At 62.4% G+C, this 14,072-nt stretch carries 11 protein-coding genes; 8 read left to right on the top strand and 3 right to left on the bottom strand.

Annotated elements, in window-relative coordinates:
• The first annotated feature begins 1 nt into the window (after position 1).
• From cydB to B5525_RS02085, 6 genes are all read left to right on the top strand, one after another.
• Complete coding sequence (gene cydB, locus B5525_RS02110; RefSeq protein WP_079564402.1) at positions 2-988, top strand: cytochrome d ubiquinol oxidase subunit II; 987 nt, start codon at positions 2-4, stop codon at positions 986-988.
• Positions 989-1,091: 103 nt separating this feature from the next.
• Positions 1,092-2,120: an FUSC family protein gene (locus B5525_RS02105; RefSeq protein WP_172899803.1), complete on the top strand. Its 1,029-nt coding sequence runs from the start codon at positions 1,092-1,094 to the stop codon at positions 2,118-2,120.
• A gap of 35 nt (positions 2,121-2,155) precedes the next feature.
• On the top strand, positions 2,156-3,496 hold the full coding sequence (locus B5525_RS02100) for a threonine/serine ThrE exporter family protein (protein ID WP_244567804.1): 1,341 nt from the start codon (positions 2,156-2,158) through the stop codon (positions 3,494-3,496).
• A gap of 281 nt (positions 3,497-3,777) precedes the next feature.
• Complete coding sequence (locus B5525_RS02095) at positions 3,778-4,437, top strand: response regulator transcription factor (RefSeq protein ID WP_079572811.1); 660 nt, start codon at positions 3,778-3,780, stop codon at positions 4,435-4,437.
• A gap of 85 nt (positions 4,438-4,522) precedes the next feature.
• Complete coding sequence (locus tag B5525_RS02090) at positions 4,523-4,912, top strand: response regulator transcription factor (protein ID WP_079564398.1); 390 nt, start codon at positions 4,523-4,525, stop codon at positions 4,910-4,912.
• Positions 4,913-5,317: 405 nt separating this feature from the next.
• Positions 5,318-7,318: an ATP-binding protein gene (locus B5525_RS02085; protein ID WP_079564397.1), complete on the top strand. Its 2,001-nt coding sequence runs from the start codon at positions 5,318-5,320 to the stop codon at positions 7,316-7,318.
• Between the two features lie 36 nt (positions 7,319-7,354).
• Here B5525_RS02085 and B5525_RS02080 read toward each other — a convergent pair whose 3' ends face one another.
• Positions 7,355-8,602 carry an oxalate decarboxylase family bicupin gene (locus B5525_RS02080; protein ID WP_079564396.1) on the bottom strand — a complete coding sequence of 416 codons (1,248 nt, stop codon included), beginning with the start codon at positions 8,600-8,602 and terminating at the stop codon, positions 7,355-7,357.
• A gap of 268 nt (positions 8,603-8,870) precedes the next feature.
• On the opposite strand from B5525_RS02080, the gene B5525_RS02075 reads away from it, so the two are divergent.
• On the top strand, positions 8,871-11,186 hold the full coding sequence (locus tag B5525_RS02075) for an FdhF/YdeP family oxidoreductase (protein WP_079564395.1): 2,316 nt from the start codon (positions 8,871-8,873) through the stop codon (positions 11,184-11,186).
• Positions 11,187-11,314: 128 nt separating this feature from the next.
• Complete coding sequence (locus B5525_RS02070; protein WP_154073020.1) at positions 11,315-11,881, top strand: hypothetical protein; 567 nt, start codon at positions 11,315-11,317, stop codon at positions 11,879-11,881.
• A gap of 105 nt (positions 11,882-11,986) precedes the next feature.
• On the opposite strand, the gene B5525_RS02065 is transcribed toward B5525_RS02070, so the two are convergent.
• Together B5525_RS02065 and B5525_RS02060 are read right to left on the bottom strand one after the other, a co-directional pair.
• Positions 11,987-13,042 carry a catalase family peroxidase gene (locus B5525_RS02065; protein ID WP_079564391.1) on the bottom strand — a complete coding sequence of 352 codons (1,056 nt, stop codon included), beginning with the start codon at positions 13,040-13,042 and terminating at the stop codon, positions 11,987-11,989.
• Between the two features lie 55 nt (positions 13,043-13,097).
• Positions 13,098-13,607 carry a Dps family protein gene (locus B5525_RS02060; protein ID WP_079564389.1) on the bottom strand — a complete coding sequence of 170 codons (510 nt, stop codon included), beginning with the start codon at positions 13,605-13,607 and terminating at the stop codon, positions 13,098-13,100.
• Between the last annotated feature and the right edge of the window lie 465 nt (positions 13,608-14,072).

Raw genomic sequence — 14,072 nt, 5'->3', positions numbered from 1 at the left:
TATGGTCACGTTCTGGGTCTCGCTTCTTGCCATCAGTATTCTGATCTACTTGCTGCTTGATGGCTTCGATCTCGGCGTCGGCATCCTGTTCGGCCTGACGAAAAACGCGGCGAACCGAAACCAAATGCTGAGCGCGGTCGCGCCGGTGTGGGACGGCAACGAAACCTGGCTGGTGGTCAGCGGTGTAATTCTGTATGGCGCGTTTTCGGTCGTCTACGCGACGCTGCTATCCGCCTTCTATTTTCCGCTGATCGTCATGCTGCTGGGGCTGATCCTGCGCGGTGTGGCGTTCGAGTTTCGCAACAAGACCCAGCGGCTGCGCTGGATCTGGGATCTGAGTTTCGCCAGCGGGTCGCTGGTTGCGACGTTCATGCAGGGGGTAACGGTCGGCGCCCTGGTGGAGGGGCTGCAATTCACCAATGGTCAATATTCCGGCGGCATGTTCGGATGGTTCACGGCGTTTTCGGTGCTGTGCGGCGTCGGACTTTGCCTCGGCTATTCCCTGCTTGGCGCCTGCTGGCTGGTCAGGAAATGCGAGGGCGAGGTCCGTGACGTGGCCCGCCGCCAGATTCCCGTGCTTGCGATCGGTGTGCTGGCGTTCCTGGCGCTCGTCTTCATCCATGCACTTGCCATACACCTTCCGATCCTGCATCGATGGATCGACAGGCCGTATCTGTTTGTGTTCCCGGCGATCGGCGCGGTTGCGGCGATCGTGCTCGCGGCCAGCATCCTGCACCACAACGATTATTGGCCGTTCTACATGGTTGCGACCATCTTCGTGTCGGCGTTCGGGACGCTGGCGTTCTCGTTCTGGCCTTACATGATCCCGTTCGTCATCACCATCGACGATGCGGCGGCGCCGCACTCCACCCTTGCGTTCATGTTCTGGGGCGAGGGGCTCTTCGTCTTCCCGCTCATGCTGCTTTACATGGCGATCGGCTACCGCGTTTTCGGCGGCAAGGTCGGATCCATCTCCGGCCATTATTGATGCGGGCATGAATTCCGTCGCAACACTCGGGCGATGGCTTCGGGGCTGGCCCTGGAGCCATCGCACGGAGCTAAGGCTGTGCTTGAGGGTCAGCGCATCCGCCGTGCTGACCCTGGTGGTCTCCCAACTGTTTCACCTCCGCTTTGCGCTATGGGCGGTATTGACGGCCGTCGTCCTGACGCAGATGAGCGTCGGCAGATCGCTCAAGGCTACCGCCGATTATCTGGCGGGGACGCTGGGCGGCGCGCTGTTCGCCGGCGTGGTCGGCGCGCTGATCCCTCACGACGGCGAAATCGGGCTCGGTGTGGTTCTCGCGGTTACCCTTGTGCCCGTCGCTCTGGTCGCCGCGGAAAATCCTCGCTTCAGCGCCGGGCCGTTCACGGCGGTCCTCGTCGTCCTGGCTCCGACGGTTACCCATCTGGGGCCGATCGCGTCCGCATTCGAACGGGTGGTTGAGGTTGGCGTCGGATGCGTCGTTGGTCTCGTCGTGTCGTTCGCAGTGCTGCCGGCCCGGGCCTACGACTTGGCCATCGACGCGGGCGGTCGCATGCTTGCTCTCATGGCACACCTACTGCCCCATCTGTTCAAGGGGCTTTCTCGAAGCCTGGATCGGGCGGCCATTCTCCGCATTCAGGAAAAAATAGGCGGGGCCTATGCCGGGCTGGACGCCATTGCGGCAGAAGGAACGCACGAGAGGATGACTTATTTGACCGCCGAGCGCGATCTTGCACCGCTGGTGCGGACGCTGCTGAGATTGCGGCACGACTTCGTCATGATAGGGCGGGCCGCCTCTGTGCAATTGCCGGCAGAATTACAGCTTCAACTCGGGCCGCTGCTCACCCGCATCTGCGATGCCGCGGTGGATTATTTGCGCGCCAGCAGCGTTGCACTTGTGGGGCGCCAACGCATGGCGTCCGATCCGATCCTCGATGCAGCCTTCGACGAATACGCCGCGGAAATGGGCATTCTGCGGCACCAGAATCCTGTACGTGACTTGCCGGTCGATGTGGTCGAACGCATTTTTACGCTCGCCTTCGCGCTCGAGCAGTTGCGCCGGAATTTCAACGACCTCGAACGCTGCATCGCCGACCATTCCGAACGGCGTCGATCGCGGCGCCTGATCGCCGCGTGACGCCGATGGGCGGCTGACAGATGGGAGAACCGGCGGTGGCCAACGCAGAGATGTCCAACAACGGCGGTGGTCCGGACCAGGGCTCGGTGGTCGTTGGGCGGCAGGCGCAGGTGGCGTCGGCGGAACAGCTGGCCCTGCTACCGCACGTCGCCAAGCTGCTGCTCGAAAACGGTCAATCCACTGAGAAAATCGTAACCGCCAGCGGCCGGCTTGCCGACGCCATGGGATTTCGCGCGACCGTCTTCCCGCACTGGGGCGAACTGACCATCCGCATCGACGATGCCAGCGTCCCGCGCTACGAAATCGTCGGCTGCGCGCCTTTGGGGGTGGATATGCGCAAAGTAGCCGCCGCGACCGACGTGATCGATGAGGTCTGCGACGGCCGCCTGGACGCGGAAACCGCGCGTTCGGCGCTCGATACGATTGCGCGATTTCCGCCGGTCTCGCTGACGCGCTTTGCGCTGCTGGCGGCGGCCGGCGCGGCGGCACTCGGCGTCATTTTCGGGGCGGCTCACCTGTTGAGCCTGGCGCTGATCGCGGTCAGCGCTGGCGCTGGGGCTTGCCTTCGTCGGTGGTTGTCGGGAATGGGCCACAATCCGTTTGTTCAGCCCCTCTGCGCGGCGCTGCTCGCCGGCACCATCGGCGCGGTCGCCGCCCGGTTGCAGTTCAGCTCCAGCCTGCGTCTCGTTGCGGTCTGTCCCTGCATGATCCTGGTGCCCGGTCCCCATCTCCTGAATGGCACGATCGATCTGGCGCGGGCGCGGATCGGGTTGGGCGCTTCGCGACTCGCTTATGCAGGCTTGATCATCCTCATGATCTGCACAGGCCTTTTGAGCGGCCTGTGGCTCGGCGGCGTGGGCCTGCCGGTCTCGGCGCCGTCGCAGCCGGTGCCGTTCGGCTATGACGTGATCGCGGCGGGTGTCGCGGTCGCGGCCTACGGAACGTTCTTTGCGATGCCGTGGCGGATGCTGCCGATTCCGATCGCGATCGGAATGTTCGCGCACGCGTCACGCTGGGCCATGATATCGTTTGCAGGCGTGGGTGCCGCGACCGGGGCGCTCGCTGCCTGTCTCGTGGTCGGAATTATCGTAACGCCGCTTGCCGATCGAATGCGGCTGCCTTTCGCGGCGTTTGCCTTCGCATCCGTCGTCTCGCTGATCCCGGGGGGATTCCTGTTCCGGATGGCTGGCGGGCTGGTCGATCTGCTCTCGCTCGGCAACAAGGCGTCGTTTGACGTGCTGCGCACGACGATCGCCGATGGAACGACGGCGATCCTGGTCATGCTGGCTATGGCCTTCGGCCTGATCGTTCCGAAAATGTGCATCGAGTTCTTGTATCCCGATCTTGCCAAGTCCGGCTCTGGCGGCCGGCGGTAGCGCGCCGCCGATCGTGCCGGATTATTGGACCTCGTGGCGTTCACCGGATCGGCCGGGCATTCGGGATAGCCGGGGGAACCGGGCGGGCTGCGGCACCTGGGTCACGAATCCGTCAAAACCGGTAGGCGTCGCCACCGGCATCGAGTTGCGGATCTTCCTAAGGTATCCTAATCTTGCATGGGAGCGATGACCGGGGAATTTGGAACAAGATTCCAAAGGCCTCCGGCCAAACGGCTGCTAGAATGTTTCAGTTCATTTAACCGTTGCATCGGAGTTGGCAGCTGACCGCACACGCCACGTCACCTCGTGACCTCGTAGGAGCACCGGAGTCGATTGTCTTCGTTGTCGACGACGACGACGGCGTGCGCCGGGCGCTCGCCAATCTCTTTCACTCGGTGGGCTTGAACGTACAGGTGTTCGGGTCCGCCGCCGAACTGCTCCAGAGTAAGCTTCCGGATATTGCCAGCTGCCTCGTGCTGGACATCAGATTGCCGGGGCTAAGCGGCCTGGACCTTCAGAACGAACTGGCCAAGGCCAACATCCATATTCCGATTATCTTTGTGACGGGCCACGGCGATATCCCGATGACGGTCAGGGCGATGAAGGGCGGGGCGATCGACTTCCTGACCAAGCCGTTTCGCGACCAGGATTTGCTCGATTCCGTGGCGACGGCGATCGAGCGGGACCGCAGAAGACGCGAACAAGGGAAGACTATCTCGAGCCTGCAAACCCATTTCGAAACCCTGACCCAACGCGAGCGCGAAGTGCTGGCGATGGTCGCCGCCGGGCTTATGAACAAGCAGATAGCAGCCGAGATTGGGGTCGCCGAGATTACCGTGAAGGTCCATCGTGGGCGCGTCATGAAGAAGATGGGCGCGAGGTCGCTGGCTGATTTGGTCAGGATGGCCGAGGCGATCGGAATCGACCGGGCGAATCCGTGAGCGCGTAGAAACCTAAGTATAATTTCACAAGCCCGTCCCGCGGCGCAGTTTCCCGCACCGCAAATTCTCCGTTGTCCCAGTGGGGATGAAATTGCTTCCGTTGATATCAATCATCGACGACGATGCTTCCATTCGCGCCGCGATCGGCAATCTGCTGCAGTCGCTCGGCTACGTCGTGCATACCTTCGAGTCGGCAGAAGAGTTCCTGCGGTCGGATCATATGGACGCCACCGCCTGCGTGGTTGCGGACGTCAATATGCCGGCCATGAGCGGCGTCGAACTTCTGGTACATCTGCGCAGCCGGGATCAGCGCGTGCCGTTCATCTTCATAACGGCCTTCCCCGACGAACGCATCCGCGCGCGGGCATTCAGCGCCGGAGCGCTGGGATTTCTGACCAAGCCTTTCGACAGAGGGCATCTCATTGCGTGCCTGGAACAGGCCCTGCGGCCGGGCGATGGAACCGCCGACCCTTAGGTTTCCGACCACCTCGCGGCAGCAAACTTTGCGGGCCTCCCGGACCATCGTCTGCAAGCCTCGATACCCTCCGCCACGCCCTTCCAGCCCGTTTGCCCCGAAACTAAATGCGTATTTAGTTGGAAAAGACGGGGCGGACCCCTAAGTCAGCGGACATCGTCGTCATGGACGGGGATGAAGCCGCCATCTGAATTTTTTGTGAAATGCGCCAATCAAAAAACCGAGATTTTTCAATGTCACAAGACAACGAAGACGTGCAGGGAGGATGAGTGCCCGCTTCGGTGACCCGTTGTCGGTAGTCCGAACGGTTGGAGCAGGGATGTCTTCGAATGCTGGTGTCACACTCGCAATCAGGGCAATTTAAGAGCGCAATATTTGAACGTGCCGTGGGAGGTAGCTTTCGGTATGCTCCGGGGCCAGAATGAAAACGATGCGGGCGCGTCGGACCTGCTTGTCGGACCGCCAGAAGCGGCGACCTGGTCACGGCCCGTATTGTTCTCCGGACAACCGATCGCAGGCGTTGCGCCCTGGTCGTCCACGATCTCGCGCTATGCGATTGCGGTTTTGGCGATGGCCGTCGCACTGGCCGCCTCGAAAGCCGCGGTGACGTTCCTGCACATTGAACCGTTCGTATCCCTCTTCCTTTGCGCGATCATGGTCGTCGCCTGGTTCGGCGGTTTTGGCCCGGGATTGTTAGCGACGGTGCTCGGCTTGCTGGCTTTCGATTATTATCTGGTTCCCCCAATCGATGCGTTCACTGTCGATTCAAAGCAGCTGCCACGCTTGGCGCTGTTCCTGGCCGTGGCCCTGTTCGTGAATTGGCTAAGTGCGTCACAAAGAACCGCGACAAGGTCTCTGCGGCGCTCTCGCAACGATTTGCTGGCGGCGCTCGAAGACCAAAGGCGGATCGAGGCCAGGCTGCTGCATAGCGAAATGTATTTGGCCGAAGCCCAACGCCTGAGCCAGACCGGCAGTTTCGGCTGGAACCTCGCCACCGGCGAGCTCTTGTGGTCGGAGGAAACCTTTCGGATCTTCCAGTACGATCGAACGACAAAACCTGATCTCGCGTCTGCCATTCAACGCGTTCATCCCGAAGACAGGACTCTCGCGCAACAGACGATCGATCTTGCCTCCAGCGACGGCAGGGATTTCGATCATGAATTCAGATTGCTGATGCCGGATGGCGCGGTGAAGTATATTCGTGCCCTGGCTCACGCCTCGCGAGACGAATCCGGCAACGTCCGGTTTGTCGGAGCGGTGATGGATGTCACCGCGACCAAAAAGGCCGAGGAAGAGTTGCGGCAGAGCGAGCAGCGCTTCCGCGATTTTGCCGAGACGGCCTCGGACTGGTTCTGGGAAACCGGCCCGGACCATCGTCTCGTTAGTGTGTCCCGGAAATCCACCGCCGTCTCCGGTAGTATCGGTATGACGATATGGGAGGCGGCCTGCGACGTTGAGGAAGAACCGGAGAAGTGGCGGCTTCACCGCGACATCCTGAACGCGCATGCCGCCTTTCGCGACTTCAGGTTCAGGTCGATGAAGGCGAATGGCTCGCCGGTCTACCTTGCCGCCAGCGGCAGGCCCGTTTTCAATTCGGCCGGCGTTTTCCTCGGCTACCGGGGCGTCGCGAGCGACATATCGGCCACGGTTCGCGCAGAGCAGGCGGAGGCCGCCCTGCAAGAGGCGCAGGCCAACCTGGCGCATGCCACCCGTGTGACCACGCTCGGCGAGTTGGCGGCCTCGATCGCCCATGAGGTGAATCAGCCGCTCGCCGCGATCATGGCCAATGCCGAGGCCTGCCTGCGCTGGCTCAGCAGCGATAGCCCCAACATGGATGCGGCGCGCCGCTCTGTGGAATGGATCATCAACGACGGCAGTCGCGCCGCCGATGTGATCGGGCGCGTCCGGGCGCTGGCGGCCAAAAAAGGCGGCGAGAAGACAAGGCTCGACATCAATGAAGTTGTAAACGAGGTCCGAGCCCTGGTGCAGCGGCAGCTGTCCGATAGCCGGGTGTCGCTGCGGATGGAGCTTGCGCCGGCGGCATTGATGGTCTGCGCCGATCGGGTCCAGTTGCAGCAGGTCATCATCAATCTGGTGATGAACGGTGTCGAAGCGATGCAATCGGTGTCAGACCGGCCGCACGAGCTGACGATTCGGTCGCAGCGGGACAACGTGAGCCAGGTCTTGGTCACGGTCGAGGACCGTGGCGTCGGCATTTCCTCCGCCGAGAATGCGGACCGGATGTTTGATGCGTTCTTCACGACCAAGTCGAATGGCCTGGGTCTGGGGCTATCGATCTGCCGGTCGATCATCGAAGCCCATGGCGGGCGACTGTCTGCATCCGGCAACGCCGGCCAGGGAGCAACCTTTCAGTTCACGTTGCCGCAATGCGACGAAGATACCTAACGCGCACCCATCCGCTTCGTCCGTACCCCAATGCTTTCACGATTTCGGCATGATGCCTGGGCCATTGTCGGGCCACTTCGCGATGGTGGCTACGTCGATGTTGAGATGCTGGGCCACCAGTGCCGGCGGCGTATGCGTCAGCCAGTTGGACAGCGACACCTCTTCGTAGCGCGGCGCGCGGAACACGCCGATAAACTGCAGGTCGGTATCGCCGACATTCTCGACGTAATGTCCGAGATTGCGCCTGACATAGCCGATGTCGCCGGCGTTGAAGTCCATTGTCAACGCGTTCGGGCCGGTGTCGAAAACCGTCATGCGCGCCTTGCCCTTGAGGTAATATTGCCATTCATCGGCATTGGGATGCCAATGCATCTCGCGCACGCCGCCGGGTTTAACCGTTACCAGCGCTGCGGCCACCGTCGTGGAGACGTTGAAGTTGCTGCTGTCGGCGACGCGTATGTCCCCGGCGCTGGATTGCCTCACTGGTTGCGAAGATCCCAGCGGAAAAACAAACGGATGGGGCGGGGCGGCCGCGTTCCTGCTGATGGCGGCCCGATCCGCGGCCAGGTCGCCGGGCACGGTGCCCTGGAAGATCCAGAGATTGTGCAGCGGAATCTTGGCGAATGTCTCCGCGGGCACGCCGAAATTCTTGGCCAGCACCTCGGGTGGCGTATGCGCGAACCAGTCCGATACCAGCAATGTGTTGAATTCGTTGGCGTGGCCGTCGTCGAAGCAAATGACGAATTCGCAGCCGTCCGGGCCGAGCCCTTGCAGCGAATGCGGCGCACCGGCGGGAAAATACCAGAGATCGCCCGCGCTCACGTCGGCAGCATAGGGCCGGCCTTGCGCATCGAGCACCGTCACGCGGCAATTGCCATACGTCATGATCGCCCACTCGGCGGCCTGATGCCAGTGCAGCTCGCGGATGCCGCCGGCGGTCAGGCGCATGTCGACGCCGGATATCTCCTTCGAAATCGCGAAATCTTCCACCGTGACCTGACGTGCCCAGCCCCCGTTCTGAACGCGCTTGGGCGCGTTGTTGAACGACGCCCAGTCCATCGGCAAGCCGCCGACATCCGTTGCCGGTGGAAACTGCGCGGAGGGAAACTGATTGCCGATCGCGGGATTTTGCGGCCCGGGGTCGGCCAGATTTCCCGGACCCTTGGCATTGACCGCGCCCTGCGGCGGCTCGTCGGGGTTGCCGAAGGTGGCGCCTCGCGCCGCAGATGCCGTCATTGCCGCTGCCGCGGCTGAACCCGCCAGCACGTCTCGTCTCGAGAACATAGGCTATCACTCCCATAGATGGAATTGTTCGGCGTCGCCAAAACGCGATTCTCCGACAGCGCCGTGATTACGACAATCTAGGCAGCCGCTCGTCTGTTAGCTTCCGCAAACGACGACGCTTTTTCAGGAATGCACTACCGCACGCCGCAGCAGGTGAGCGGACGGCTTGGTGTGCAATCCGGAAAGATGCGGATCATTCCTGAAAGACTCTTCGCCGGTAGCATTCCCTACTCGAGCGGCGATCGTTCTCTTTCAAAGGTGTTTTTCGATGTCCGACAGAAAAGCCATTCGTCCCTATCATCAACCGGCCGGCGGATGGGGGGCACTCAAGGCTTTGAGCGAACATCTTGTCGAACAGGGTGTTGCGATAAAGGGCGCGGCGACCCTGAGCCGCATGAATCAACCCCAAGGGTTCGACTGCCCCGGCTGCGCCTGGCCGGATCCGAAACACACATCATCGTTCGAGTTCTGCGAAAACGGCGGCAAGGCCGTCGCGTGGGAAGCGACCGCCAAGCGCTGCACACCGGAATTCTTCGCGGCACACAGCGTCACCGAGCTTTCCGGCTGGAGCGACTACGAACTCGAGATGGTGGGCCGTCTCACCCACCCGATGGCCTATGATGCTGCGTCGGACCGCTATCTTCCGGTCAGCTGGGACGAGGCCTTTGCGATCGTCGGCCGCCACCTGAACGCGCTTCCCGATCCGAACATGGCCGAGTTCTACACCTCCGGCCGCACCTCGAACGAGGCTGCGTTTCTCTACCAGCTCTTTGTGCGCGAATACGGCACCAATAATTTTCCCGACTGTTCGAACATGTGCCACGAGGCGACGAGTGTCGGCCTGCCGCAGTCGCTTGGCGTCGGCAAGGGAACCGTCCTGTTGGAGGATTTCGACAAGACCGACTGTATCTTCATTCTCGGGCAGAACCCGGGCACCAACAGCCCGCGCATGATGACCAGCCTGCGCAACGCCTCGCGCCGGGGTGCGGCCATCATCTCCTTCAATCCGTTCCGCGAGCGGGCTCTTGAACGGTTCCAGGCGCCCCAGAGCCCGATCGAGATGGCGACGCTGACCTCGACGCAGATCAGTTCCAGGCTTTACCAGGTGCGCGTGGGCGGCGACATCGCCGTGCTGAAGGGGCTGATGAAAGTCATGGTGGAAGCCGATGACACCGCGCGCGCCAGCGAACAGCCGGAGATCCTGGACTGGGATTTCATCCGGGGCCATACGACCGGGATCGAGGCCCTGGCCGACGATCTGCGGGCGACCCAGTGGGATGCGATCGAGCGCCAATCCGGACTACCCCGCGCGGAAATCGAACACGCCGCGCGCGTCTACATGAAGGCGGAGCGCGCGATCATCGTCTACGGCATGGGCATCACGCAGCATCGGCGTGGTGCGTGCAATGTGCAGCAGCTCGCCAATCTTGCTTTGCTGCGCGGCCATATCGGACGCGAGGGGGCCGGCCTCTGTCCGGTTCGCGGTCACTCGAACGTGCAGGGCGATCGCACGGTCGGAATTACCGAAGTGCCTGGCGAGGAGTTTCTCGGGAGGCTGGAGCACCGCTTCGGCTTCAAGCCTCCGGCGGCGGACGGCCACAACGTCGTCACCGCGCTTGAAGCGATGATCCGCGGCGAGGTGAAGGTATTCTTCGCCATGGGCGGCAATTTTGCGGCTGCGATACCGGATTGGCAAACGACGCAGGCGGCGTTGCGAAGTCTCGACCTGACGGTTCACGTTTCGACGAAGCTCAACCGCAGTCACCTCGTTCACGGGCGGGACGCCGTGATCCTGCCGTGTCTCGGACGCACCGAGATCGACATCCAGGCGACCGGTCCGCAGTCGATCACGGTCGAAGATTCAATGTCGATGGTGCATGCCTCCGCCGGCCGCAACACGCCCGCCTCAGCGCACCTTCTGAGCGAGCCTGCCATCGTCGCCGGCGTGGCGCGTGCGACGCTCGGTGCCCGCTCCGTCGTCGACTGGGACAATCTGGTTGCCGACTACGACCGCATCCGCGATGCGATCGAGGATGTGTTCCCGATCTTCCAGGGCTACAATGCGCGCATCCGGGTTCCCGGCGGATTCCATCTTACTTCGACGGCCCGCGAGCGCATCTGGGCGACACCGTCGGGAAAGGCGAATTTCCTGATCTTCGACGGTCTCGGCGAGGATCCCCAGCAGAATGATCCGGAGGCACTGTGGCTAACCACGGTGCGCAGCCACGACCAATACAACAGCACGCTCTATTCGATGTCAGATCGCTATCGCGGCGTCTACGGCCAGCGCGATGTGGTGTTTCTCAATGAGCGGGAAATGAAGCGGCGCGGACTGGCGGCCGGCGACCGTGTCGATCTGGTCACGCTGTCGACCGACGGAGTCGAGAGGGCGGTGCGCAACTTTAGCGTGGTCGGCTACTCGTTTCCGGACGGATGTTGCGCTGCCTACTATCCCGAGACCAATCCGCTGATTCCGCTTTATGCACACGATCCCTTGAGCTTCACGCCTTCCGCCAAAGGCGTACCTATCCGCATCGTGCGCTCCGGCTCGCCCGGTGAAGGCGATCTCGACGGCGAAGGATGATGTGATCGCCCGCTCCATGGAGCCGTTCCTTTGAAAAAGCAGGCGGGCCTATTCGAAATACAATTTGATCGCATGGTTGTTGAATGATCCAGGAAAGACAGTCGCATGGAACCGCACGGAGCCGTGAAATGAGTCCGATCAGTCAGCGTCAGGCCGCCCCGCAAAGGCTCGAAAGGTCCGAGCTGCTGGAGGCTTCGATGTGGATCGGGTCAAAATGGTTCGAGCGGTTTGTGTGCGGTTCCGCCAGCTCGACGGACAGCGGGGATCTGGCTGCATTTGGAGCCTTCGAGGCTAATATCGCCGAAGCCGTCGTGATCGATCAGGGCGCTGACTTCGTGTTTCCGAAATGGGGCGCGGCGCTCAGCACGGTTTGTGGTGGTGACCATCGCGGCCATCGGCTGTCGGCGTTTCCGCAGCCGAGCCGTGGTCAATTGCGGCGCGTATGCGTCAGGGCCACTTCGGCTCAGGTTCCGGAAGCGGAGCAGGCGAGCTGGGTGGTGGACGGGCGGATATGGCAGTGCGCATTGCTGGCGCTGCCGACGGCCGGCAACGAGCTTTCTGCAACCCGGCTGCTGGTCGCGCTCCTGTTCGTGCCGCACCCGCTGTTCGCTGACGCGATCATCCCGAACGCCAGGCGAGAACAGCCGTCGGCGACAGCCAGGCTGGCGACACATACGATTTTTCAGACCCCCTGAGGCACCCGGGTCCCTCCCCCCTCCCTGCGGGTGCCAAGACTGGCGGCGGACCTACGGTCCGCCGCCTTTTTTTGCCTGGCATAAAATTGCGCGCGGGCTCACCAATCACAGATCGCGTGATCGCCTGGCGTACGAGACGCTATAAGCCGGCGACCGGAACAGCAGAACCGGATCGTTGGTCGGCTCGATCCCGTCGGCCATCATCAACGGATCGAAGCTGATCTCGTAGCTTTCGGCCTTTTCATCCGGCATTGCCGAAAAAAGCGTCAAAGTTCCGGCTTTCACTTCCTTTCGATCGCTCGGCCATAGAACCGTCGGGTCATCCTCTGGGTCGCCGGGTTGACCGATGGTCACGAGCATGTCCCAGCGCACCGGGCCCTGCTGGATACGCGCCAAAAATGCCTGTTCAAGGAAGTCACGAGGCGCTGACTTCAGATCTGTGTCGGACAACGGCCTTTCGCCGTCATGGGGTGCAAAGCGCCACCGGACCATGGTGACCTTGCCGTCTTTGTTGACGAACTTGAACGTGTGAATGCCGTAGAACGCGCAGTTGGCGTAATTTGCCGGTGGGTTGTTGGTCTCGAGGAAATGAAACTGCGAGGTGTTGTCGGGGTGGGCGTCGAGGAAGGCCTTGATCTTTTCAGGGTCGGGTTTGCCGGTCGCAGGAGCCGGCTTTAGCGCGAGGAATTTGTCGAGGAACGTCTTGGGAATCGTCGCAAAGAACATCGGGGTGTGAAGCATCGTGATGTGGTGCAGCCCGCCGCCCGGCAACCGGAATTCCAGACCCAACCCTCTCGCGCTCCTTTCGCTGTCGGATGCCTCGGGGTCGCCGCCCGCCACGGAAAATCGCGCGACGACCTCGATCTCATGCCCGGAAAAAAGCGCCGAGCGCGAATATGCCGCGGCCTCGGGCGCGCCGACAAAACTGCCGAGCGCGCCGAACCCCTTGGTATGGTTTCGCCGCTTGCCTCGATTGACACCGTAGACGCCTTCCAGCGCATTCACGACCTGCTCAGCGGTCACTTCGCGCGCGCCTTCGGCAGCCTCGCCGTTCGGCGCGGGCCCGGCAGCCGGCCAAATCAACGAGGACGGGGCGACTGCCTGCACCGCATCTCCCGCGACCATGCCGAGGACGGCTCGGCCCTTGTTTTCATCGGACATCGAGCGCTCCCGGATGCCGGACGCATGGCGTCGATTTGAATGGCGCGGGTGCGCCTCACCGGCGCGTGGCTTCGAACAGAAACCAGGTGCGGCGCTCGGATTCGTCGATCCAGTTCTCGATCAGGCTCGCGGTCGCGACATCCTCATATTCGTCGCAAAGTGCGTGGGTTTCACGAAGGTATTTGGTGAATTGCTTGTTGTCGTCACGTAGTTCCGCGAGCATGTCTTCGGCCGTGACAAACTCGGCATCGTTATCGAGGAGGCGCTGCAGGCGGTTGATGTGGCCGATCGAACGCAAGCTCGTCCCGCCGATCTTGCGCGCGCGCTCGGCGATATCGTCCGTCATCGCGAAGATCTGCTCGCCCTGCTCGTCGAGCAGCAGATGGTAATCGCGGAAATGCGGTCCCGACATATGCCAGTGAAAGTTCTTGGTCTTGAGGTAGAGCGCGAAGGCGTCCGCGAGCAGGGCGCGCAGGGCCGCGGGAATGTCCCGCGTCGCGTTCTTGCCGACATCCGACGGTGTTTTCAGGGCGGCGGATTTTCGGGCTTCGGCGGTATCGGTCATGGTTACGCTCCTGAAAAGTGGCTTCAACCGGGGGAGGCCGGTAGCCGTAGCCTTGCAGGTTGGCTTCCGGCCAGCGGAGTGTCTTTCGCATTTGCATGAGCGTGTCCTGCGGACACGTTCCCGTGAGCGCCCGGTGCGGAGCTGTCGCAGGCTCGCGCCTCACTCTGCGGCGGGCGCGACAGCTTTCCTCGCGGGATTCTGGTGGGTTCGGGCGAGCCATGCGCCAAGGGCGTCGAGATAGAGGTAGACCACCGGTGTCGTGTAGAGGGCGCGGCTGGACTGAGGCCTGGGGTCGCGACTTCAGTGGATCCCAGCGGAACTCCGACCGGCGGGACGGTCGAGCCTCACCCCAGGGTGAAAGGTGAAGTTCCGCCTATGCCGTGAGGCTGCGGCACGCCAGGCGCCATGATCTGAGCGCTGGCGGGGGGGCACACCACGTCCGCCGGCGCCGGCTAACAGAGACGC

Source organism: Bradyrhizobium erythrophlei (genome assembly GCF_900129505.1).
In the GTDB taxonomy this organism is placed as follows: domain Bacteria; phylum Pseudomonadota; class Alphaproteobacteria; order Rhizobiales; family Xanthobacteraceae; genus Bradyrhizobium; species Bradyrhizobium erythrophlei_D.
The sequence above is the reverse complement of the archived record's forward strand: the minus strand, read 5'-3'. Positions and strand labels throughout refer to the sequence as shown.